Source organism: Acinetobacter sp. NigerLNRRAM0016 (genome assembly GCF_054112845.1).
Genome location: NZ_JBSYVT010000015.1, coordinates 35,216 through 55,599, shown reverse-complemented (window position 1 = coordinate 55,599; position 20,384 = coordinate 35,216). Strand labels below are relative to the sequence as shown.

Annotated in this window: 17 protein-coding genes; 5 read left to right on the top strand and 12 right to left on the bottom strand. The window is 43.6% G+C overall.

Features of this window, described 5'->3' with window-relative positions:
• Nucleotides 1–11: 11 nt before the first annotated feature.
• Nucleotides 12–3,107 (bottom strand): DNA translocase FtsK, encoded by a 3,096-nt coding sequence (locus ACWQ4X_RS11000; RefSeq protein WP_457903688.1) that lies wholly within the window; start codon nucleotides 3,105–3,107, stop codon nucleotides 12–14.
• Nucleotides 3,108–3,359: 252 nt separating this feature from the next.
• Between ACWQ4X_RS11000 and trxB the strand changes: the two genes are divergently transcribed.
• From trxB to ACWQ4X_RS10985, 3 genes are all read left to right on the top strand, one after another.
• On the top strand, nucleotides 3,360–4,313 hold the full coding sequence (gene trxB, locus ACWQ4X_RS10995) for a thioredoxin-disulfide reductase (protein ID WP_100243036.1): 954 nt from the start codon (nucleotides 3,360–3,362) through the stop codon (nucleotides 4,311–4,313).
• An 82-nt stretch (nucleotides 4,314–4,395) separates the two neighbouring features.
• A complete protein-coding gene (aat, locus tag ACWQ4X_RS10990; protein ID WP_161933665.1) occupies nucleotides 4,396–5,130 on the top strand; it encodes a leucyl/phenylalanyl-tRNA--protein transferase in 735 nt (244 codons plus the stop codon).
• Between the two features lie 19 nt (nucleotides 5,131–5,149).
• Nucleotides 5,150–5,965, top strand: a complete 816-nt coding sequence (locus tag ACWQ4X_RS10985) for an arginyltransferase (RefSeq protein WP_457903667.1) — start codon at nucleotides 5,150–5,152, stop codon at nucleotides 5,963–5,965.
• Nucleotides 5,966–6,002: 37 nt separating this feature from the next.
• Here ACWQ4X_RS10985 and rimI read toward each other — a convergent pair whose 3' ends face one another.
• The 7 genes from rimI to ACWQ4X_RS10950 all read right to left on the bottom strand — a co-directional run bounded on the left by rimI (nucleotide 6,003) and on the right by ACWQ4X_RS10950 (nucleotide 13,884).
• Nucleotides 6,003–6,461 carry a ribosomal protein S18-alanine N-acetyltransferase gene (rimI, locus tag ACWQ4X_RS10980; RefSeq protein WP_457903666.1) on the bottom strand — a complete coding sequence of 153 codons (459 nt, stop codon included), beginning with the start codon at nucleotides 6,459–6,461 and terminating at the stop codon, nucleotides 6,003–6,005.
• 117 nt (nucleotides 6,462–6,578) lie between these two features.
• Nucleotides 6,579–7,460: a metal-dependent hydrolase gene (locus ACWQ4X_RS10975; protein WP_457903665.1), complete on the bottom strand. Its 882-nt coding sequence runs from the start codon at nucleotides 7,458–7,460 to the stop codon at nucleotides 6,579–6,581.
• 258 nt (nucleotides 7,461–7,718) lie between these two features.
• Nucleotides 7,719–8,909, bottom strand: a complete 1,191-nt coding sequence (gene tuf / locus ACWQ4X_RS10970; protein ID WP_457903664.1) for an elongation factor Tu — start codon at nucleotides 8,907–8,909, stop codon at nucleotides 7,719–7,721.
• Between the two features lie 94 nt (nucleotides 8,910–9,003).
• The gene (fusA, locus tag ACWQ4X_RS10965) at nucleotides 9,004–11,139 is read right to left on the bottom strand and encodes an elongation factor G (protein ID WP_457903663.1); all 2,136 of its coding nucleotides are present in this window, start codon (nucleotides 11,137–11,139) and stop codon (nucleotides 9,004–9,006) included.
• A gap of 131 nt (nucleotides 11,140–11,270) precedes the next feature.
• The gene (gene rpsG / locus ACWQ4X_RS10960; RefSeq protein WP_004694929.1) at nucleotides 11,271–11,741 is read right to left on the bottom strand and encodes a 30S ribosomal protein S7; all 471 of its coding nucleotides are present in this window, start codon (nucleotides 11,739–11,741) and stop codon (nucleotides 11,271–11,273) included.
• A 177-nt stretch (nucleotides 11,742–11,918) separates the two neighbouring features.
• Nucleotides 11,919–12,293, bottom strand: a complete 375-nt coding sequence (gene rpsL / locus ACWQ4X_RS10955; RefSeq protein ID WP_000246374.1) for a 30S ribosomal protein S12 — start codon at nucleotides 12,291–12,293, stop codon at nucleotides 11,919–11,921.
• A 154-nt stretch (nucleotides 12,294–12,447) separates the two neighbouring features.
• Entirely contained in the window at nucleotides 12,448–13,884 is a 1,437-nt protein-coding gene (locus ACWQ4X_RS10950) for an EcsC family protein (protein ID WP_457903662.1), read from the bottom strand.
• A gap of 271 nt (nucleotides 13,885–14,155) precedes the next feature.
• On the opposite strand from ACWQ4X_RS10950, the gene ACWQ4X_RS10945 reads away from it, so the two are divergent.
• Together ACWQ4X_RS10945 and hemJ are read left to right on the top strand one after the other, a co-directional pair.
• Nucleotides 14,156–15,385 carry a beta-ketoacyl synthase N-terminal-like domain-containing protein gene (locus ACWQ4X_RS10945; protein WP_100242959.1) on the top strand — a complete coding sequence of 410 codons (1,230 nt, stop codon included), beginning with the start codon at nucleotides 14,156–14,158 and terminating at the stop codon, nucleotides 15,383–15,385.
• 76 nt (nucleotides 15,386–15,461) lie between these two features.
• Entirely contained in the window at nucleotides 15,462–15,914 is a 453-nt protein-coding gene (gene hemJ, locus ACWQ4X_RS10940; protein WP_142767901.1) for a protoporphyrinogen oxidase HemJ, read from the top strand.
• Between the two features lie 75 nt (nucleotides 15,915–15,989).
• Here hemJ and ACWQ4X_RS10935 read toward each other — a convergent pair whose 3' ends face one another.
• The 4 genes from ACWQ4X_RS10935 to alr all read right to left on the bottom strand — a co-directional run bounded on the left by ACWQ4X_RS10935 (nucleotide 15,990) and on the right by alr (nucleotide 20,373).
• Nucleotides 15,990–17,102: an acyltransferase family protein gene (locus ACWQ4X_RS10935; protein ID WP_457903661.1), complete on the bottom strand. Its 1,113-nt coding sequence runs from the start codon at nucleotides 17,100–17,102 to the stop codon at nucleotides 15,990–15,992.
• Between the two features lie 185 nt (nucleotides 17,103–17,287).
• Nucleotides 17,288–18,727, bottom strand: a complete 1,440-nt coding sequence (locus ACWQ4X_RS10930) for an amino acid permease (RefSeq protein ID WP_457903660.1) — start codon at nucleotides 18,725–18,727, stop codon at nucleotides 17,288–17,290.
• A gap of 170 nt (nucleotides 18,728–18,897) precedes the next feature.
• Complete coding sequence (locus ACWQ4X_RS10925; RefSeq protein ID WP_142767898.1) at nucleotides 18,898–19,257, bottom strand: RidA family protein; 360 nt, start codon at nucleotides 19,255–19,257, stop codon at nucleotides 18,898–18,900.
• 12 nt (nucleotides 19,258–19,269) lie between these two features.
• Nucleotides 19,270–20,373, bottom strand: coding sequence for an alanine racemase (gene alr, locus ACWQ4X_RS10920; RefSeq protein ID WP_457903659.1), 1,104 nt, complete (start codon nucleotides 20,371–20,373; stop codon nucleotides 19,270–19,272).
• Nucleotides 20,374–20,384: the final 11 nt, after the last annotated feature.

Genomic DNA, 20,384 nt, shown 5'->3' with positions numbered 1-20,384 from the left:
GAGAAGCAACATTAAACCAGAATATCACGTTTGCCATTGGCACCCATGGAACTCACAATGCCATTTTCTTCCATCTGGTCAATGATACGAGCAGCACGGTTATAACCCAAACTAAACTTGCGCTGTAAAGACGAGGTAGAAGCTTTACGGGTTTCTAAAACAAAAGAAACACACTGGTCATACAAGGCATCTCGATCAGAACCTGCATCCCCCTCTTCGAAACCACGTGAAGTTGGCTCTTCATCATACGGGGTTAAAATTTCATCGATATAGTCTGGATCACCACGCTCGCGCCATGCATCACAAATCCGGTTAACTTCATCATCAGAAATAAAGGCACCATGCACACGTTCAGGCTCAATTTTACCAGGTCCTAAAAACAGCATATCACCATGCCCCAGCATATCCTCGGCGCCGCCAGCATCCAGAATGGTACGCGAGTCAATTTTACTGTTCACACGTAAAGCCACACGGGTTGGGATATTGGCTTTAATCAAACCGGTGATCACATCAACCGATGGACGCTGTGTCGCCAGGAGTAAATGAATCCCTGCTGCACGTGATTTTTGTGCCAAACGGGTAATCATTTCTTCCGCTTTTTTCCCGACCTGCATAATCATGTCTGCAAATTCGTCCGCGACAATCACAATTGAAGGTAAAGGAGTTAATCGCGGTGCGCGTTCACCTACTACGGAATCACTGGCTTTCCACGTTGGGTCAATTAAGTCTTCGCCATTCGCCAGTGCTTCTTCAACCTTGCGGTTATAGTCCGCAAGTTTACGAATTTTCAAGAAGGACATGAGCTTATAACGGCGTTCCATTTCATTGACACACCAGTTTAAAGCACTTACCGCATCTTTCATGTCGGTCACTACAGGCGTGAGCAAATGCGGAATATCGTTATAGTTCGCCAATTCCAGCTGCTTCGGATCAATTAAGATTAAGCGCAATTGATCTGGCGTATATTTCAGTAACATCGACAAAATCATCGAGTTCACTGCAACAGATTTACCCGAACCTGTTGTCCCCGCCACCAACATATGTGGTGCCTTGCCCAAGTCCGTGATCACGGGATTACCGGAAATATCCTTACCCATTGCCATAGACAGTAAGCCCGCTGGGTCACGATATGCAGGTGTTTCCAAGAGTTCAATCAAGCGCACCATTTCACGTGCACTATTGGGCACTTCAATCCCAATATACGGTTTGCCTGGTATGACTTCGACCACGCGCACTGACGCCATCGACATAGAACGCGCCAAATCTTTAGAGATATTGGTCACTTTAGAAGCTTTCACCCCTGGCGCTAGATCCAGCTCAAAACGTGTCACGACTGGACCCGGTTGAGCCTCCACCACTTTGGCTTTGACATTAAACTCTTGCAGCTTAATTTCGAGTAATTCAGACAGGCGCGCCAATTGCTCGGCCGTAAAATTGACCTTTTTATTCGGATCGACACGATCCAGCAATTCCAAACCCGGTAAGGTTGGTAAATCACGACGTTTTTGTGCCACCTGCATGGCACGTGACATCGGTCGTCCAGCGGCATCCGTCAATGGCGCATCAAAATCGAATTCATCTTCGTCTTGTGGTTTGCCAGCAGTTTCTTGCCACGCTTCGATAAATTCTTCTTTCGATAACTCAGCTTTGCTCTGTGCGGCAGTATTTGCAGCAATTGCTGGCGAAGCATGTTGAATCGGTGCTTGTACAAATGCAGAAGATTGCGCATAGGATGATGTCGTCGGCTGCGTTACTACAGCAGCAGCTTCAGCCTGTTGCTCTTCCGCATCAAAATCATCCAGAAAACGATCTAATTCATCATTCAATAAACGTGCTTTGACTGCACCTTCCGCAACGCCAGCGGTTGTTGCTGTCGCTACGGTTACACCCACAACTGCCGATTCAGCAATCGCGAGATCAGCCGCATATTCAACAGGTTGAATGACTTGCAGTTCAGGACGTTGAAATGGAGTATGGATATCAGTTGCCGTTTTGCCACTTGGTACGGCCGCGAGCAAATCATCAAAAATTTCGTCGTCGTCCCAATCGACACTACTTTTGGCTTTGTTGGCTGGAACGTCAAGCTGGACATCAGCAGGATGCTCTCGCTGAACCACCGAACCAAAGTCATGCTTGGGAATGACCGTTTCATCTTCGGCTGCTTTGAGTAATGCCTCAATATCTTGTTTGTGCTGATGATCATTATGGGTATTCAGCGCACGCCACACTTCACCTGTCGCAATTTTACGCTGACTGTCTTGTTCGAGTTGGTGTGCTTTGGCTAAAGTTTTCTCAAACTCTTCGTCATCATCTAAATCAATCGCCATATCTTGAGTCGTGGTTGACTCTTTCTGCACCATATCATCAAACAAACGTTCTGCTGCAGCGCCTGCAACGAAAGGTTGCTCTACAGGTATTTGCGGCTGAGTTTCAGCTGTGGATTCTACAGCTACAGAAGTCTTGCTCGGTGCAACGGCAACCACCTGTTTTTTCACCTGTGGTGTAGTACGGTCAAAATCCGACTCACTTTCAGGCACATTTTTATAGAATAAATCTTGTAAGTAAGCAGGTGTCGCTTGCAGTGTCTCCCAAGTCTTATTCCACTTCACGCCAAAAGCGAGGGTAAACAATACCAGCCAGAAGACGATCAAGAAAATTGCTGCACCATAGATGGTCAGAAGCTGACTTAAACTTTGCCCCAACTCATAACCAATAATGCCACCAGAGGCATTGGCTAAAGTGTCCGCAGGCACTTCCCAGAATAAAAACAATAAAGTTGCCGTTGCCAACAGGATAAAAAATTGGGCAGCATAACGAAATGGTCGGTTCAAAAAGCTACGTGGCCACCAGACCTGAATTGCTTCAATAAATAAAAAAATTGGAATGAGTAAGCTTGCCCAGCCTAAAAATCCAAACAATAAATCTGAAATCCATGCTCCTGCAACACCACTTGCATTTGACACCTGTTGAGTGTCACTCGAAATATGCATCCAACCTGGATCAAAAGGCGTATAAGTGACTGTTGCAAGGAACAGATAAATCCCAAATGAGACTAAAAATAATGTCATCATTAAGCGCTGTGCATAAGCACCCGACACCGCAGTCATACTCTGTCCTGTAGGCATTTTTTCATTCATGTTTTTCTGGAAAACAACCTGAATTTGTTTCTTAATAAAACCTGATATTATGCACCTGTTCAAGTAAAAAAGATGCAAGATTATGAGGGCTTGTTGTTAACTTTATTCTATATAGCTCAAATCGATTTGCATGATCAATATTACCCACATTGATCACACACAACTGTTATACACTTTCACGTATAATTTCATAAATTTTGAAAGAAAAAAAGGATGTCGCGAATGAGCGCTCGTCACTCACGATTAATTATTTTAGGTTCTGGCCCTGCTGGTTACAGCGCTGCGGTTTATGCTGCACGTGCTAATTTAAAACCAACTCTGATTGCAGGCTTACAATTGGGTGGTCAATTGACCACAACAACCGAAGTCGATAACTGGCCGGGTGACCCTGAAGGTTTAACAGGTCCAGCGTTGATGGAACGTATGCAAGCCCATGCAGAACGTTTTGGCACTGAAATCGTGTATGACCACATTAATGAAGTGGACCTGAGTGTTCGTCCATTTGTGCTTAAAGGTGATATGGAAGAGTTCACCTGTGATGCGCTAATCGTTTCAACAGGTGCGACTGCCCAGTATTTAGGTTTAGAATCTGAAGCTAAATTCATGGGGCAAGGCGTGAGTGCTTGTGCAACTTGTGATGGTTTCTTCTATAAAAACCAGAAAGTCATGGTCGTGGGTGGTGGTAACACTGCTGTGGAAGAAGCACTTTATCTGTCTAACATTGCTTCACATGTGACTTTGGTTCATCGCCGTGACAGCTTACGTTCTGAAAAAATCCTACAAGACCATTTATTTGAAAAAGAAAAAGAAGGCAAAATTAGCATTCTTTGGAACAATCAAGTCGATGAAGTGTTGGGTGACAACACGGGTGTGACTTCAGTACGTTTAAAATCAACGACTGATGAAAGCACACAAGATGTAGACGTTCAGGGCTTATTCATTGCCATTGGTCACAAACCAAATACGGGCATGTTCGAAGGTCAACTCAACTTGCGTGATGGCTATATTCAAGTACAAAGCGGTACTTCAGGTAATGCCACTGCAACTTCAGTTGCTGGTGTATTTGCAGCGGGTGACGTTGCAGACAGTATTTATCGTCAAGCCATTACTTCTGCAGGTTCAGGCTGTATGGCTGCACTCGATGCTGAAAAATATTTAGATGCACTAGGTTCATAATCTTTTACATCAAACAAGACCGCCCAATTTGGGCGGTTTTTTTATGTATGATAGAGCAAAGAATGACACTTTGAATGACATCATGCCACACACTTTAGCGCCTTCTGAATTTTTATTTCCTGATCCGATTGCCTCTGACCCAGAAGGACATGGACTGATTTGTATTGGTGCAGACCTCTCCCCTTCCACCTTGTATGAAGCCTATACCCACGGTCTCTTTCCATGGTTTTCAGCCGATGAACCAATTTGCTGGTGGTGCCCAGAGCCACGTTGCATTATTCGACCTGAACAGTATCATCCAAGCAAATCCCTACTGCGTAACATGAAGAAGCATGACTATAAAATTACCATCAATCATGCTTTTGAATCTGTGATTCGCTCTTGTGCCCTGCCGCGTAGCTATGCCGATGAAACGTGGATTTCAGAAGACATCATTCAAGGCTATTTGGGCATGTTTGCTGCGGGCTATGCCTATAGCGTGGAAGTCTGGGAGCAGGAGCAGCTTGTCGGCGGACTATATGGCGTCAGCATTGGCAAGGGCTGTTTTGGGGAATCCATGTTTAGCACTCGTAGCGACGTATCGAAAATGGCGTTTTACACCCTCATGCTGCTCGGTCAGGAGAATAAACTCGCATGGATTGATTGTCAGCTGGTCAATGAGCATTTGCTCAGTCTCGGTGCCTGTACGATTTCTCGACAAGAGTACTTAAATTCGTTACAAGATATTATAAAACAACCCCCTATCGATTGGAAAAAGTATCAAGAGGGTGTATTTTCAAGTAAAAGAATAGCGTTATCTGCGCAGTTAATCGAATGAGAACAATAGAGGGATCTTTATGAATTCTTATCACCCGAAGTCCCTGCTCAATGATTTGCAGTACTACATTACACCACCACATGAATGCAGTTACCTTGAAAAAAAATCAGCACGGATGGTTTTTCTAGATCCAGCACATCGGATTGATGTGGTGACTTTATCCGAACTTTCTCGGGTTGGATTCCGCCGTAGCGGTGACTTTGTCTATCGTCCCGAATGTCACCTGTGCCGACAGTGTCTGTCTTGCCGTGTGCCTGTACAAGACTTTCAGATGAACAGTCAGCAAAAGAAAGCATGGAAGCGCAATCAAGATTTGACCGTAAAAATTAGCCAGCCCAAAGATGCCAGTGATGTACATTATGCCTTGTATGAACGTTACATCCGTGAACGACATGCCGATGGCGATATGTTCCCCCCAAGTTATGATCAGTTTGAAAAATTCCTGATTCATAGCTGTAGTGAAAGCTTTTTCCTAGAACTTTGGAAAGACGAACAATTACTGTGTGTATCTACCTGTGACCAACTGGATGATGGTTTGTCTGCGGTATATACCTTTTTTGATCCCGATGAAAACCGCCGTTCTTTGGGAGCTTTTGCCATTATGAAACAAATTGAATATGCTCAACAGCAACAGCTGGACTATGTCTATTTGGGTTACTGGGTGCCACATTCCAATAAAATGAACTATAAATCGCAATACACCCCGTTAGAACTGTTACTGGATGGGCAATGGCGTCGCATTAATCGTTCCCTCAGTACCGAAGAAATCCAGCTGTTGGGAAACTCCTTAATGACCACACTCCCCTCAGGCTGGAACAACTCGATTATTAAATAAGCCCATATAAGATGGAGCGAATTGGCTCCACCCAAGGCTATTTAAACAATTGCGAAAAATCATCGGTACAGGCTTTGACCATAATAATGGCATGCTCGCGTCCGCCATTTGGGCAGGGATAGTAATTTTTACGCAAATCAATCTGATGGAAACCCGATTTTTCATACAATGCTATTGCAGCCTGATTACTTTCCCGCACTTCCAAAAAAATTTGTACAGGTTGATTTTTTAAGAGTGCAATCGATTGATCTAATAGCTGATAGCCCAAGCCTTTGCCCTGCTGATTCGGATGAACCGCCATCAAGAGTAAATTCGCTTCATCCAAGACAGGCTGTAAAATGCAAAACCCCACCACTTGCCCAGCCTGCTCAATCACCGTACTTTGGTAACTCTCTACTGCATCCTGAAATTGCGTGATTGTCCAAGGATGGCTTTGCACCAATTTTTCAATTTGAGCGACAGCATTGACATCGCTGTGCTGCATTAAACGAATCATGCCTGTTCATCTTACTGATCTATATGAACAGGCATTATAAAAATTTTTTGCCTAGAAACGAACAACAACAGGGATATTTTTAATCTCCCCATGCTGTTTCAAGTTTAGAATCTAGCGCTACAAACCTAGTTTCGCCTTCCAGTTCGCCAATAAACTGATGGTATCCAAATGATTTGGATGAAAGCCTGGTTTAAAGTACGCCAGCATTTCACGTCCCATTCCTGTAATAATGCCTTTGGACGGACTATAGCCATAAATGTAGATGTCTTTTAAAGCCTTAAAATTAAGTTGCTTGTCTTGTTTTAATAAGCGTAAGACAAAATAGCTTTGCACGACAAATAAGGTTGCCATGGCCGCAATTAAAGAGCCACAACGCGCGAAATAAGCTTTCATACCCGTTCCAAAAACCCCTTCAAAGACATCGTAAGCTACGGCTTTATGCTCATTCTCTTCGACTGCATGCCAGTACCACATGGTCGACATGGTTTCATCAGTCATCAATTCCTGAATATGTCGATTAATCAGTAATTGCGAGGCAATGGTTGCCGTAAAGTGTTCCAGCGCGGTAGTTCCCATCAAGTCGATCATTTCTTGGGTAACACCTAGAGGCTTAAACAAAATAGCAGCGGTTTTACGAAAACCTTGAATGACTTGATCAGTTTGCTGTTCTAAACGCGCGACATCATGTCCGTACTTTTGTGCTGAAGCATTAAAGCCCACATGTTCTTGGGTATGCATGGCTTCTTGACCAATAAAGGCACTGATTTCTTTTTGCAAAGCCTGATTGTCTTTAATGGCGGGGTGATAACGAACTGCACGTACACTATCAATAAAGAATTGCTCACCTGCTGGAAATAGTGCCGATAATGCGGTCATAAAATGTGTCAGCCCTGCAGAACCATTCATCCAATATTCAGGCACATTTTCAAAATTAAAATTCATATGGCGTACAGGGAAACTTGCACCTGCGCGATTGGTAATTTTTACCTTAGCATTCATCCTGAGACTCCTATAGACCCCTACGGTCTAACCTGCTTTATGCTTGTTTTTCTTGTTTCTAATATTACGTTTTTCACCACAAGCGATAAGGGCAGATAGGGTCAAGGAACTATCAGTTAAGGACAGTTTTAAGGGGAAATTGTCTGACAATTACAACTATGTTTAATAAATCAAAATCCAATAAAAAATTCGTTTTATGAAATCTATACATATAAAAAAAGCGCCCCAAAGGAGCGCTTTTTTCACACAATAAAGTGATTATGCAGTTACTTTCGCAACAACACCAGCACCTACTGTACGACCACCTTCACGGATCGCAAAACGTAGACCTGGGTCCATTGCGATTGGGTGGATTAATTCTACTGACATTTCAACGTTGTCACCAGGCATTACCATTTCCACGCCTTCTTGTAATTGGATTGCGCCAGTTACGTCAGTCGTACGGAAATAGAATTGTGGACGGTAACCGTTAAGGAACGGAGTATGACGACCACCTTCTTCTTTAGAAAGTACGTATACTTCTGCGTCGAATTTAGTGTGTGGCTTGATTGTACCTGGTTTAGCAAGTACTTGACCACGTTGTACGTCTTCACGCTTAGTACCACGAAGAAGAACACCACAGTTCTCGCCCGCACGGCCTTCGTCAAGAAGTTTACGGAACATTTCTACGCCAGTTACAGTTGTTTTAACCGTATCTTTGATACCAACGATTTCAACTTCTTCGCCTACTTTAACGATACCAGACTCAACACGGCCTGTTACCACAGTACCACGACCAGAGATTGAGAATACATCTTCGATTGGCATTAAGAATGCTTTGTCGATAGCACGTTCTGGTTCTGGGATGTAAGAGTCAAGCGCTTCAACAAGAGCAAGAACTGAAGACTCACCATACTGACCAGCGTCGCCATTAAGCGCAGCAAGAGCAGAACCACGGATAATTGGAGTGTCATCACCTGGGAAGTCATAAGTAGAAAGAAGTTCACGGACTTCCATTTCTACTAATTCAAGTAATTCTTCATCATCAACAAGGTCACACTTGTTAAGGAATACAAGAATGTAAGGTACACCTACCTGACGAGAAAGAAGGATGTGTTCACGAGTTTGTGGCATTGGACCATCAGTCGCAGCACATACAAGGATCGCGCCGTCCATCTGAGCAGCACCAGTAATCATGTTTTTAACATAATCGGCGTGGCCCGGGCAGTCTACGTGAGCGTAGTGACGAGTTGGAGAATCGTATTCTACGTGTGAAGTATTAATTGTAATACCACGTGCTTTTTCTTCTGGTGCAGAGTCGATAGCTGCGTAATCTTTAGCTTCACCGCCGTAAGTTTTTGCACAGATCGTTGCAATCGCAGCAGTTAAAGTAGTTTTACCATGGTCAACGTGACCGATTGTGCCCACGTTCACGTGTGGCTTATTACGTTCAAACTTAGCCTTAGCCATTTGATTTTCCTTTTTAAACTACTCATGCAGGATCACTGCATGAGCAACTGGTTATTAACTAAAAAATTAGTTTGGGCTTATAGTAATCGAAAGATTACTCGTCGTCACCTTTTTTACCGCCAGATTGGAATTTAGCGATAATGCCTTCAGCCACGTTACGTGGAGTTTCAGCGTATTTAGCAAATTCCATTGAGTAAGTCGCACGACCTTGAGACATAGAACGCATTTGAGTCGCGTAACCAAACATCTCAGCAAGAGGTACTTCAGCTTTAATTGCTTTAGTTCCACCAGGAAGATCGTCCATACCTTGAACCATACCACGACGACGGTTTAAGTCACCCATGATATCGCCCATGTAGTCTTCTGGAGTTTCTACTTCAACTTTCATGATAGGCTCAAGAAGAACAGGATCTGCTTTCATGAAACCGTCACGGAATGCGTAAGAACCAGCCATTTTGAACGACAATTCGTCAGAGTCGACATCATGGTAAGAACCGTCAAATAATGTCGCTTTGATACCCACAACAGGGTAACCAGCCAAGACACCATTCTTCATACGTTCTTGAATACCTTTGTCAACCGCACCGAAGAATTCTTTAGGAACTACACCACCAACAACTTCTTCAACGAATTCGTAATCTTTTTCTGATTCAGGATCCATTGGCTCTAAACGTACGTATACGTGACCGAATTTACCTTTACCACCAGTTTGACGTACGAATTTACCTTCTTGTTCAACTGTCTTTTTGATCGTTTCACGGTAAGAAACCATTGGTTTACCAATGTTTGCTTCAACACCGAATTCACGCTTCATACGGTCAACAATGATGTCAAGGTGAAGCTCACCCATACCAGCAATAATTGTTTGACCAGATTCTTCGTCAGTACGAACGCGGAATGATGGATCTTCCTTAGCCAAACGACCTAAAGCAATTGACATTTTTTCTTGGTCAGCTTTAGTTTTTGGTTCAACAGCCAATGCAATTACTGGCTCTGGGAATTCCATACGCTCAAGTGTGATGACATTTTTCTCATCACAAAGTGTATCACCTGTAGTAACGTCTTTAAGACCTACACACGCAGCGATATCACCCGCACGGATTTCTTCAACGTCTTGACGATCGTTCGCGTGCATTTGCACGATACGGCCGATACGTTCACGTTTAGATTTAACTGGGTTATAAACAGAGTCACCTTGTTTAAGTACACCAGAGTAAACACGTACGAATGTTAAGTTACCTACGAATTTGTCGTTCATGATTTTGAACGCAAGTGCAGAGAATGGTGCTTCGTCAGACGCTTCACGAACTGCTTTAGTTTCAGCTTTGTCGTCTAGAATACCTTCAATCGCTTTAACTTCTGTAGGCGATGGTAAGAATTCAATTACTGCGTCCAACATACGTTGAACACCTTTGTTTTTGAACGCTGTACCGCAAAGCATTGGTTGAATTTGACAAGCCAAAGTTTGAACACGTAGACCAGCAACGATATCTTCTTTAGAAAGATCGCCTTCTTCTAGGTATTTGTCCATTAGCTCTTCAGAAGCTTCAGCAGCCGCTTCAACCATGTTTGTACGCCATTCTTCAGCAGAAGCTTGAAGCTCCGCAGGAATGTCACCGTACTCAAACTTCATACCTTGTGAAGCTTCATCCCAAATGATCGCTTTCATTTCGATCAAGTCGATTACGCCTTGGAAGTTTTCTTCAGCGCCGATAGGAATCACTACAGGTACAGGAGATGCACCTAAACGTGTCTTCATTTGTTCAACAACACGGAAGAAGTTTGCACCTGTACGGTCCATCTTGTTCACGAATGCTAAACGAGGCACTTGGTATTTGTTCGCTTGACGCCATACAGTTTCAGACTGAGGTTGTACACCACCTACAGCACAGTAAACCATACAAGCACCGTCAAGAACACGCATAGAACGTTCAACTTCAATTGTGAAGTCTACGTGTCCCGGAGTATCAATTACGTTGATACGGTGTTGTTCGAATTGGTTACCCATACCAGACCAGAAAGTAGTCGTAGCAGCAGAAGTAATGGTAATACCACGTTCTTGCTCTTGCTCCATCCAGTCCATTGTTGCTGCACCATCGTGTACTTCACCAATTTTGTGAGATACACCTGTGTAGAACAAAATACGTTCAGTGGTAGTTGTTTTACCTGCGTCAATGTGCGCAGAGATACCAATGTTACGGTAACGAGAAATTGGGGTTTGACGAGCCATGATTTCTAGCATTCCTAAATTTTGTTGTTTAAAACAGGACGCTTTAAGCTGGCGAACAGCTTAAAGCGATTCGATGACAATTTAGCGTAAGCCAGCTTGTCACCCTCCTGAATAGGGGCTGTTTTAGTCGCTTAGAAGCGGTAGTGTGAGAATGCTTTGTTGGCTTCAGCCATACGATGCACGTCATCACGCTTTTTAACCGCTGCGCCTTTACCTTCAGCTGCATCAAGCAACTCACCAGCAAGACGTAAAGCCATAGTTTTTTCAGAACGCTTAGCAGCAGCATCTACTAACCAACGCATAGCCAAGGCAGTACGACGGGATGGGCGTACTTCCATAGGTACTTGATAAGTAGCACCACCAACACGGCGTGCTTTTACTTCAACCATAGGACGAACTTTTTCAAGAGTAGTCTCGAAAAATTCAACTGGGTCTACTTTGTTTTTTTCTTGAACGCGGTCTAAAGCACCGTAAACGATACTTTCAGCAATAGATTTTTTACCATCTTGCATTACGTGGTTCATGAATTTAGCGATTGTTTGGCTACTGAACTTAGGATCCGGAAGGATTTCACGAGCAGCAACTACGCGACGTCTTGGCATTTTAAACTACCTATATATATGACACTTCAGGTTAATCCAGCCGTAGCACAAAGTGTCATGTGCTTTCGCTGGCCTTACTACACGTCGCTTGAATTTCACAAAATAAATGCAGAAATCAGACAAGCGAGACGATAAAGGATTGCAGTTCTAGAGAACTAAGAAGCTAATCTCGAAAGATTATTTCTTAGGACGCTTAGCACCGTATTTAGAACGTGACTGGTTACGATCTTTAACGCCAGCACAGTCTAAAGAACCACGAACGGTATGGTAACGTACACCTGGTAAATCTTTAACACGACCACCACGGATAAGAACAACACTGTGCTCTTGTAGGTTATGGCCTTCACCACCGATGTAGCTAGAAACTTCAAAACCAGAAGTTAAGCGAACACGGCAAACTTTACGCATTGCTGAGTTAGGTTTTTTAGGTGTAGTTGTGTAAACACGTGTACAAACACCACGACGTTGTGGACAAGCCTTCAACGCAGGAACTTTAGATTTTTCAACTAAAGTCGTACGACCCTTACGGATCAACTGATTTGTTGTTGCCATATGGCAATTCTCCCGTTAATAAAAAGCCCCAAAAAATACTACTTTTTGAGGGCATGCAATTATAAGTCAAGATGCAAAAATGGTCAACCTAAGCAAAGCACCAATCCATCAGGCTTTCAGTTTTTCTTGCCATTTTTTAAACACTTTTCGGTGTTTACTGTTCAGTCGGTGGCGTAGTCTTTTTTGTAACCCTTTTTGCAGACGTCTTGCGCGGGCGTTTTGCTGCAACAACTGGCTCTGCCAAAGGATTTTCAATCTGCTCTACAGCACCATCCACAAGAACCTCGACGGCTTGAGATGTTAATGCCGATTGTTGCTGCATTTTGTCATGCGGTTCAACCCAATCACCGGCTAATTTTTCCAGTCCTTGCTCAATTTGCTGTTGTTGAGCAGTTGCATCTCTTGGTTTGGCGACAGTTTTTCGCTTGACCTGAACCTTGGCAATATTTTGATGATGGTCCAGTGTCACCTCTGTTGCATCATTGAATGACTCAGCTTCCACCAAGCTTGGCTGTACGGTTTCAGTGAGTAGTTTAGGTGCTGCCTGCGCCAACAAAGCCAATGAACGCTCGTAAGCCGTTACCACCGAAAGTTCAACATCTTTATGCTGTTGAATGTATTGTCGCGCTTGTGCAAATACGACTTGGGCTTTTTGATTGACATCTTCAATCAATTTCCAGCTATATACCGCACTTAACGTTGCGCCTGCAACAGGGGTTAATTTACTTAAGAACGCATAGTTTGGAATTTTATTCATCCAAGCCCATTTGTAGTCGCCTTGTTCATTGTGCAGCCACTTTTTCAATGCCTCAATATCGTTACTCGAACCAAGGAGATATTGTAACTGTCCAAGATCATGCGTTTGCAACATCTGTGACAACGCTTTTAACGCCATCAACAAAGTTTGCTTTTCTGCAATCAGCCCGAGGTCAATCTGTTTAAAAATGAACTGGACGATATCTTGCTCGGTATCTTTATTTAGCTCAAAACCATAAGCACGCCCCACTTGATAAATGGTGCGTAACGATAAAATTAACGACAATGGAATATCGACACTGGAACCAAGCGTACCCGTAGCTCCTGTCAGCATGCCTTGTAAAGAAGCGATCCATTTATTCTGTTCAGCCAAAGCCTGACTGATCCGTTTTGATCGATCAATATCTTGAGTCAGAGTTTCAAGATCTTTTACCCCAGCTTGATCCAGAACATCATCCACCGAGCTAATATCAGAACTAAAAGCATTTAAACGTTCAAAAAAGTAATCACTAATTTTATCGGTATATTGGGGTGCCACAAAACTCGCCACATTGTTCACTCTAGAATAGTGTCGACCTAAAAGTTGGCGAGAAACTTGCGGAAAGTGTTCGCGTAAAATCTGCTGTGCATCTTGATATTTTTTCTTGTCAAAAGCAGACTTTGAATGCGCTTTTCCTTCAATAAAAGCTGAATTTCCCGCACCTTGCGGATAGGCAGCCACAGAGCCTGGTGCAACATGTTGCAAAACATCAATTCCTGTTTGGCTGAGCTTTTTAGCCACCCCAAAGGCATTTGAGAGGAATCCTGTTGATTGTTTATTATTAGCTTCTGTCATTCTTGACCCTTCTTGTTCAATTCTTTCATTTCTCGCTAAATACTAGGTATAGTCTAAGTTTATCTCAACATCAAACTGTTTCTTTTAGTTAAGAACTTTGTCGAAATCGGCTTTTTTCCGCTGTTCCAAATACGCATCATATTTGCCATAAGAATTCAAAAATCTTTCTGCTATTATGAGTTCAAATCAAACATATGAAGACTTGTAGCATAAAGGCTCTCCCCTGACTGCATACAGTCACGCAAAATATCACCATATAAGGGATCTGTAGATGAAACGTGTTGTTATTACTGGTATGGGCATCAACTCATGTATCGGTAACACTTTAGAAGATGTCACTCATTCATTGCAAAACGGGATTTCTGGAACACGTTTCAACCCGACTTATGCTGAACTTAATTTCAAAAGTCACATCAGTGCAGCAGCAGAACAAGATTTCGATCACATTGACCGTAAATTAAAACGCTTTATGGGCGTGTGTGCGATGTATGCCTACAATGCGGCAGTGGCTGCAGTTGAAAATGCTGGTTTGACAGCAGAACAAATTGGCGGTAACCCACGCTACGGTATTGCTGGTGGTTCAGGTGGCGGTTCAACAGCTTCTGTCATTGAAATGAAAGAACTCCTTGACACTAAAGGTGCGCGTAAAGTTGGTCCGTTCTTCGTACCACGTAACATGTCGAACACGATTACAGCGAACGTTGGCGTTGCATTTAAAATGCAAGGTGTTGCACACACCATTACCAGCGCTTGTGCAACTTCTGCAGATGCGATTGGTTATGCGTACAACCTGATTCAACTCGGTAAACAAGACCTCATGCTTGCGGGTGGCGGTGAAGAAGATCACTGGTCACAAAGCTTGTTGTTTGATGCGATGGGCGCGCTTTGCTCGAAGTACAACGACACACCTGAAACTGCTTCTCGTCCATACTCTGCTGACCGTGACGGTTTCGTAATTGCTGGCGGTGGTGGTTTCGTGGTTCTTGAATCACTTGAACACGCTCAAGCACGTGGTGCCAACATCTTAGCTGAAGTCGTGGCTTATGCTGCGAACAGTGACGGTGCTGACATGGTTGCACCATCTGGTGAAGGCGCTACACGTTGTGTACTCATGGCACTTGAAGAAGCGAAACAACACGGCGTAGACAAGATTGACTATGTGAATACACACGGTACTTCTACTCCTGCTGGTGACGTAACAGAGTTGTTGGCAATGGAACGTGCATTTGGTGAAGGTCAAGTTCCTCCACTCAGCTCAACCAAGTCAATGACTGGTCACAGCTTGGGTGCTGCTGGCGTACAAGAAGCAATTTACTCTGTATTGATGATGCAAAATGACTTCATTGCACCAAACATCAACGTGACTGAACTTGATGAAGGCGCAAAACCATTTGATATCGTACTTGAAAAACGCGATACAAAATTGAATACTGTGATGAGTAACAGTTTCGGTTTTGGCGGTGTAAATGCTTGTCTCATTTTCAAAAAATGGGAAGGCTAATTTAAGAAATCTTGATCATTCATTGCCCATGCAGTGAATGATCAACTTTCCACACTGCCCTTAAAAGGGTGAATTGATGGATGCTCCTTCTGATGCTTTCCTTTGGGTAAAAGCATTACATATCATTGCAGTCGTTTGTTGGTTTGCTGCGCTCTTCTACCTCCCTCGTTTATATGTCTATCACGCGATGAGTGAAGATGCTGTCAGTCATCAGCGCTTTGAAGTGATGGAACGCAAGTTATACCGCGGTATTATGTGGCCCTCGATGATCGCTACGCTGATTACGGCACATTTCTTGGTAGATTGGGGTGATGCGACGCGTCACTATCACGAAGCGCTCTGGTTTTACTTGAAAGTTGGCTTGGTTGGCCTATTGGTGATTTACCACTTTGTCTGTGGTTACTACCGTAAAAAACTGATTGGCAATGCCCATTACAAGTCACACAAGTTCTGGCGCTTCTTTAATGAAATGCCAACCTTGATTTTATTTGCCGTGGTTATTTTGGTGGTGGTTAAACCGACATTCTAAAATTCATCTAATTAAAAAGCCCCGATTGATTTGGGGCTTTTTTATGTCTGCACAAATCAACCGCATCTTGAGTAATCAGGATGATGAACCTAAGCAATAGCGACGAATTTTTACATTCAGCGGAACCGAATAATACTTTTCTATCGCCCAACTCAAGATGAATACCGCTATAAAATAAAGCGGCAGCAACATCAACTTTTCAGCTGTGAGTGTTTCTTTGGGGAAATACACCGCTTTGATTAAACCCAAAACAATCAAATGAAACAGATACATTTCATAACTACGCTGCCCCATCCAGATCAAACCCTTTGCCACAAATGAAGTAGGTTTATGATTTTGGTTCTGTTGAAAGCACAACAATAACAATGCCGTGAGTAATGCAAACACACTGATCGCCCAAGTGCTTACTTCTTTGATTGGCGCATAAAAATATAAAGCCATCATCAGAAATGCTGTCACAACAACGATCACTTTAGGAGTGTAAATGGCAGCTTTAAAATGTTGCGCATAAATTGCAGTGAGACAGCCAATAGCAATCCCATCAAAACTAGAAAAATAATGATAAAGATAAGCACCGCTTGCATCTCCAAAATGCAGGGCACGAAAATACGGTGCATAGACGATGATAATGAGCAGAAAAGAAATAAAGCCTTTGCCTCGACCAAGGACCAAACACAGCACAGGAAATGCTAAATAGAAAACTTCTTCAACCGATAAAGACCACAATACCCCCAAGGCATAATTGACCCAACCGTATTCAATAATCAGCAGGTTCATCCAAAAGCTAAAAGCAGAGAGTACGGTTACTGCATAAGGCATCTCGACCCCATTAGGTGACTGATTGATAAAAGGTGGCACTCCCAAAGCCCCCAGTACGGTGACGATTGCAACCAATAACACCAGACACGGTAGAATTCGAGCAATACGCCGAATATAAAAGTCTTTCAGCCGAATCTGTGCCAAAGACCCGCTGCGCTGGATGCTGTGTTGAGTAATTAAAAAACCAGAAATAACAAAAAACATGGTCACACCATAATTGCCATTTCGTGCAATCAAGGTGCTCAGACTTTCACCGCCAATCTGGATACCCAAAAATGTATCCTGCAATTTATAAGGAATATTGAAATGGTGAATCAGCACCAAGAGAATAGAAACCCCGCGCAGGAGATCAATTTTATAATTACGCATAAACGATTGTTAAAATTTTAAAGTGCTTCATTAAAAGTCAAAGCACACGATTTAAATAGCTTTTAAGCATAAAATCATACAATTATCGAACACATCATTCGAAGTTATTGAGTCCGTTTAGACAAAAAGAAAGCCCTGTTTACACAGGGCTTTCTTGATCATTCGGAGCATCAAGGATGGATCGCTTAGCTATCCAGTTGTTGCTTTAACATGCTCTTTTTCACGCGAGGTAAATACAACACGCGATAGGTAATTGCCAAAATAATCAGCCAAATCGGACTAATGATTAAGGCACGTAAAGTATCTGGCTCTAGACTTAAAATGACCAAGGTGAAGAATAAGAACACTAACACCACATAGGACATCCAGACACCACCCGGCATTTTGAACTTCGACTTGGCATGTAGTTCAGGGCGTAATTTACGGTAGCGGATATAGCAGACCATAATCAGGCTCCAAATACTGATAAACAGAATCACACACAATGAACTTGCCAAAGTGAATGCTTCTACAGTATTCGGAACGAAATACTGCAATGCCGCACCCGCCATAATGAAGATACAGGAGAAAAGTAAGCCTTTGGCAGGAACAGCACGGCTGGATAATTCACCCAACGCTTTTGGTGCCTGATGTCCTTTAGATAGACCGTAGAGCATACGGCTGGTCGAGAACACACCACTGTTCATGGATGACATTACTGAAGATAACACCACCAAATTCATAATCACTGCTGCACCACCAATCCCTGCATGCAAGAATAAGCTCACGAATGGGCTTTGATCCGCTGGAATTTCATTCCATGGGGTGACCGACATCACAATAAATAACGCCAATACATAGAACAAAATAATGCGGGTTGGAATCGCATTTACAGCTTTAGGTAAGTTCTTTTCAGGGTCTTTGGCTTCTGCCGCCATAGTACCAATTAACTCGACACCGACAAACGCAAACAAGGCGATTTGAAAGCCTGCCAAGAAGCCACTGGTGCCTTTCGGGAACATGCCGCCATTTGCCCAGACATTACTAAAGCTGGCCACTGAACCTTGCGGTGCTTGGAAATGGCTGAATACCATAAAGCCACCAATCACAATCAAGCCTAAAATGGCGAGAATTTTGATTAATGCAAACCAGAATTCAATTTCACCAAAGAGCTTAACAGTTAACAGATTCAGACCAAGAACCAGCAATACACAGCCTGCACTAATCAGGGCCTGCCCGATTGGGGTAAACGCCATGTCAGGTGGTAACCAGAAATTCAGATAATTGATGATGGCAGCGAGATCGGCAATACCCACCAAGATCCAACCGAGCCAATAGGACCAACCGATATAATAGCCCGCAGCGGGACCGATTAAATCGTGCGCCATATCGATGAAAGATTTGTAATGCAGATTGGACAGCAGAATTTCACCTAATGCACGCATCAGGAAAAAGAACATACCGCCAATGATCATGTAGATAATTAAAATTGAAGGTCCAGCTAGGGAGATTGTTTTCCCTGAACCCATAAATAAGCCTGTACCAATAGCTCCACCAATTGCGATCAATTGTAAATGACGATTGGAGAGCTTGCGTTGCAACTCATGAGTTGCCTGTTCTGCTTGTGGCTGACGCGTCGTGGTCATAACTCAACATCCTTTTTTTATTCCTTTCCATGGCTTGGCTTTATCTCGCTCTCACGAGCAATCATTATTGAAATAAAACCAAACCTTCGTCCTTGTCAGTGCAATCTAAACCTTCTTGGTTGATACAATGCCTGCACTGACCATCGGTACTTCCTCCGTCCTTAGATGCCTTACTTTTGTGCTGCAACCACTGCAATTTCAATCAGCCATTTTGGATTCACCAAATCGGCTTGAATGGTGGCACGTGCAGGTGTTGCATGATCTTTCAACCAGTCGATCCAGATTTCATTCACGACAGAAAAATCAGACAAATCTTTCAAAAATAATTGTGCCGACAAAATACGGCTTTTATCGCTATTGGCTTGAGCCAGAAGCTGGTCAATGGTATTCAACACATCTTGTGTTTGACCCGTAATATCCAAATCAGGATTTTTAGGCACTTGGCCCGACAAATACACCACGTTGTTAAAAACGGTTACGGCGCTCATCACCGGCGTGGTATTGAAGCGCTGAATATCTTGTTGTGACATGGTTAAAATTCCTTATTCCTGAATTGAAAAATTGACGCGTGCAGTCACTGCGCACATCAGCTCATAGCCGACTGTGCCAGAGGTTGCTGCCACTTCATCAATGGGTAATACGGCACCCGAACTCGATTGACCCCACAACACCACTTCACTGCCAATTTGCGCATCGGGAATCGGGTCGAGATCAACCGCAAGCATGTCCATGCTGACACGCCCTAGAGTGCGGGTACGAATAGCGTTCACCAGTACAGGCGTACCTGTCGGTGAAATGCGTTGATAGCCATCGGCATAGCCACATGCCACAATCCCGACGCGCATTGGTCGGTCTGCAACAAAACTTGAGCCATAGCCAATGCTGTCGTTTGGATTTAACTGTTGAATCGCAATCAGCTCACTGCGCAAGCTCATGCTGGGCTGTAAGTTCCAGTCCTGAATACTATGACTTGGAAAATCTGGAGAACTTCCATACAGCATGATGCCACTACGTGCGTAATCTGAGCGTAGCTGGGTCGAGTATCTTAAAATGGCCGCACTATTGCTGATTGAACAAGGCGCTGGATACTGCTCTACAATCTGCTGGAACACTCGATGTTGGTATTCAATTCCCGCCTGCCCTTGGCGCTCGCCATCAGCATCAGAGAAATGCATCATATGCACCAGCTCTTGAACGGATGCCAAATTTTGCAGCTGTTGCCAAGCCTGCACATAGCGTTCTGGCGTGAACCCTAAACGATTCATGCCGTTGTTCATTTTTACGAATACTTTGAATTGTGCTGCAGCAGGAAACTGCTGTAACCATTGAATTTGCAGCTCATTGTGCACGGTAAAGCTGAGTTGATACTGCGCACAATCATATAAATCTTGCGCTGAAAAAATACCTTCCAGCAACAGGATTTCCCCTGTCCAGCCCAAGGCACGCACGCGTTTTGCTTCTTCAATATCGAGTAAAGCAAAACCATCGGCAGATTTAAATGCTTGATACACGCGTTCAATGCCATGCCCATAGGCATTGGCTTTGACCACGGCAAAAACTTGGCTGTCAGGCATTGCGGCACGCGCAACAGCCAGATTATGTTTGAGTGCAGCTTGATGAATCACTGCGGTAATTGGACGTGGCATAATCCTTCTTC

Coding starts and splice junctions, on each gene's coding strand:
- rpsG (WP_004694929.1), bottom strand. CDS start 11,741: ATGCCAAGACGTCGCGTAGTTGCTGCTCGTGAAATCCTTCCGGATCCT.
- aat (WP_161933665.1), top strand. CDS start 4,396: ATGCCACACACTTTAGCGCCTTCTGAATTTTTATTTCCTGATCCGATT.
- rpsL (WP_000246374.1), bottom strand. CDS start 12,293: ATGGCAACAACAAATCAGTTGATCCGTAAGGGTCGTACGACTTTAGTT.
- hemJ (WP_142767901.1), top strand. CDS start 15,462: ATGGATGCTCCTTCTGATGCTTTCCTTTGGGTAAAAGCATTACATATC.
- alr (WP_457903659.1), bottom strand. CDS start 20,373: ATGCCACGTCCAATTACCGCAGTGATTCATCAAGCTGCACTCAAACAT.
- trxB (WP_100243036.1), top strand. CDS start 3,360: ATGAGCGCTCGTCACTCACGATTAATTATTTTAGGTTCTGGCCCTGCT.
- rimI (WP_457903666.1), bottom strand. CDS start 6,461: ATGATTCGTTTAATGCAGCACAGCGATGTCAATGCTGTCGCTCAAATT.
- ACWQ4X_RS10975 (WP_457903665.1), bottom strand. CDS start 7,460: ATGAATGCTAAGGTAAAAATTACCAATCGCGCAGGTGCAAGTTTCCCT.
- ACWQ4X_RS11000 (WP_457903688.1), bottom strand. CDS start 3,107: ATGACTGCGGTGTCGGGTGCTTATGCACAGCGCTTAATGATGACATTA.
- tuf (WP_457903664.1), bottom strand. CDS start 8,909: ATGGCTAAGGCTAAGTTTGAACGTAATAAGCCACACGTGAACGTGGGC.
- fusA (WP_457903663.1), bottom strand. CDS start 11,139: ATGGCTCGTCAAACCCCAATTTCTCGTTACCGTAACATTGGTATCTCT.
- ACWQ4X_RS10945 (WP_100242959.1), top strand. CDS start 14,156: ATGAAACGTGTTGTTATTACTGGTATGGGCATCAACTCATGTATCGGT.
- ACWQ4X_RS10985 (WP_457903667.1), top strand. CDS start 5,150: ATGAATTCTTATCACCCGAAGTCCCTGCTCAATGATTTGCAGTACTAC.
- ACWQ4X_RS10950 (WP_457903662.1), bottom strand. CDS start 13,884: ATGACAGAAGCTAATAATAAACAATCAACAGGATTCCTCTCAAATGCC.
- ACWQ4X_RS10935 (WP_457903661.1), bottom strand. CDS start 17,102: ATGCGTAATTATAAAATTGATCTCCTGCGCGGGGTTTCTATTCTCTTG.
- ACWQ4X_RS10925 (WP_142767898.1), bottom strand. CDS start 19,257: ATGTCACAACAAGATATTCAGCGCTTCAATACCACGCCGGTGATGAGC.
- ACWQ4X_RS10930 (WP_457903660.1), bottom strand. CDS start 18,727: ATGACCACGACGCGTCAGCCACAAGCAGAACAGGCAACTCATGAGTTG.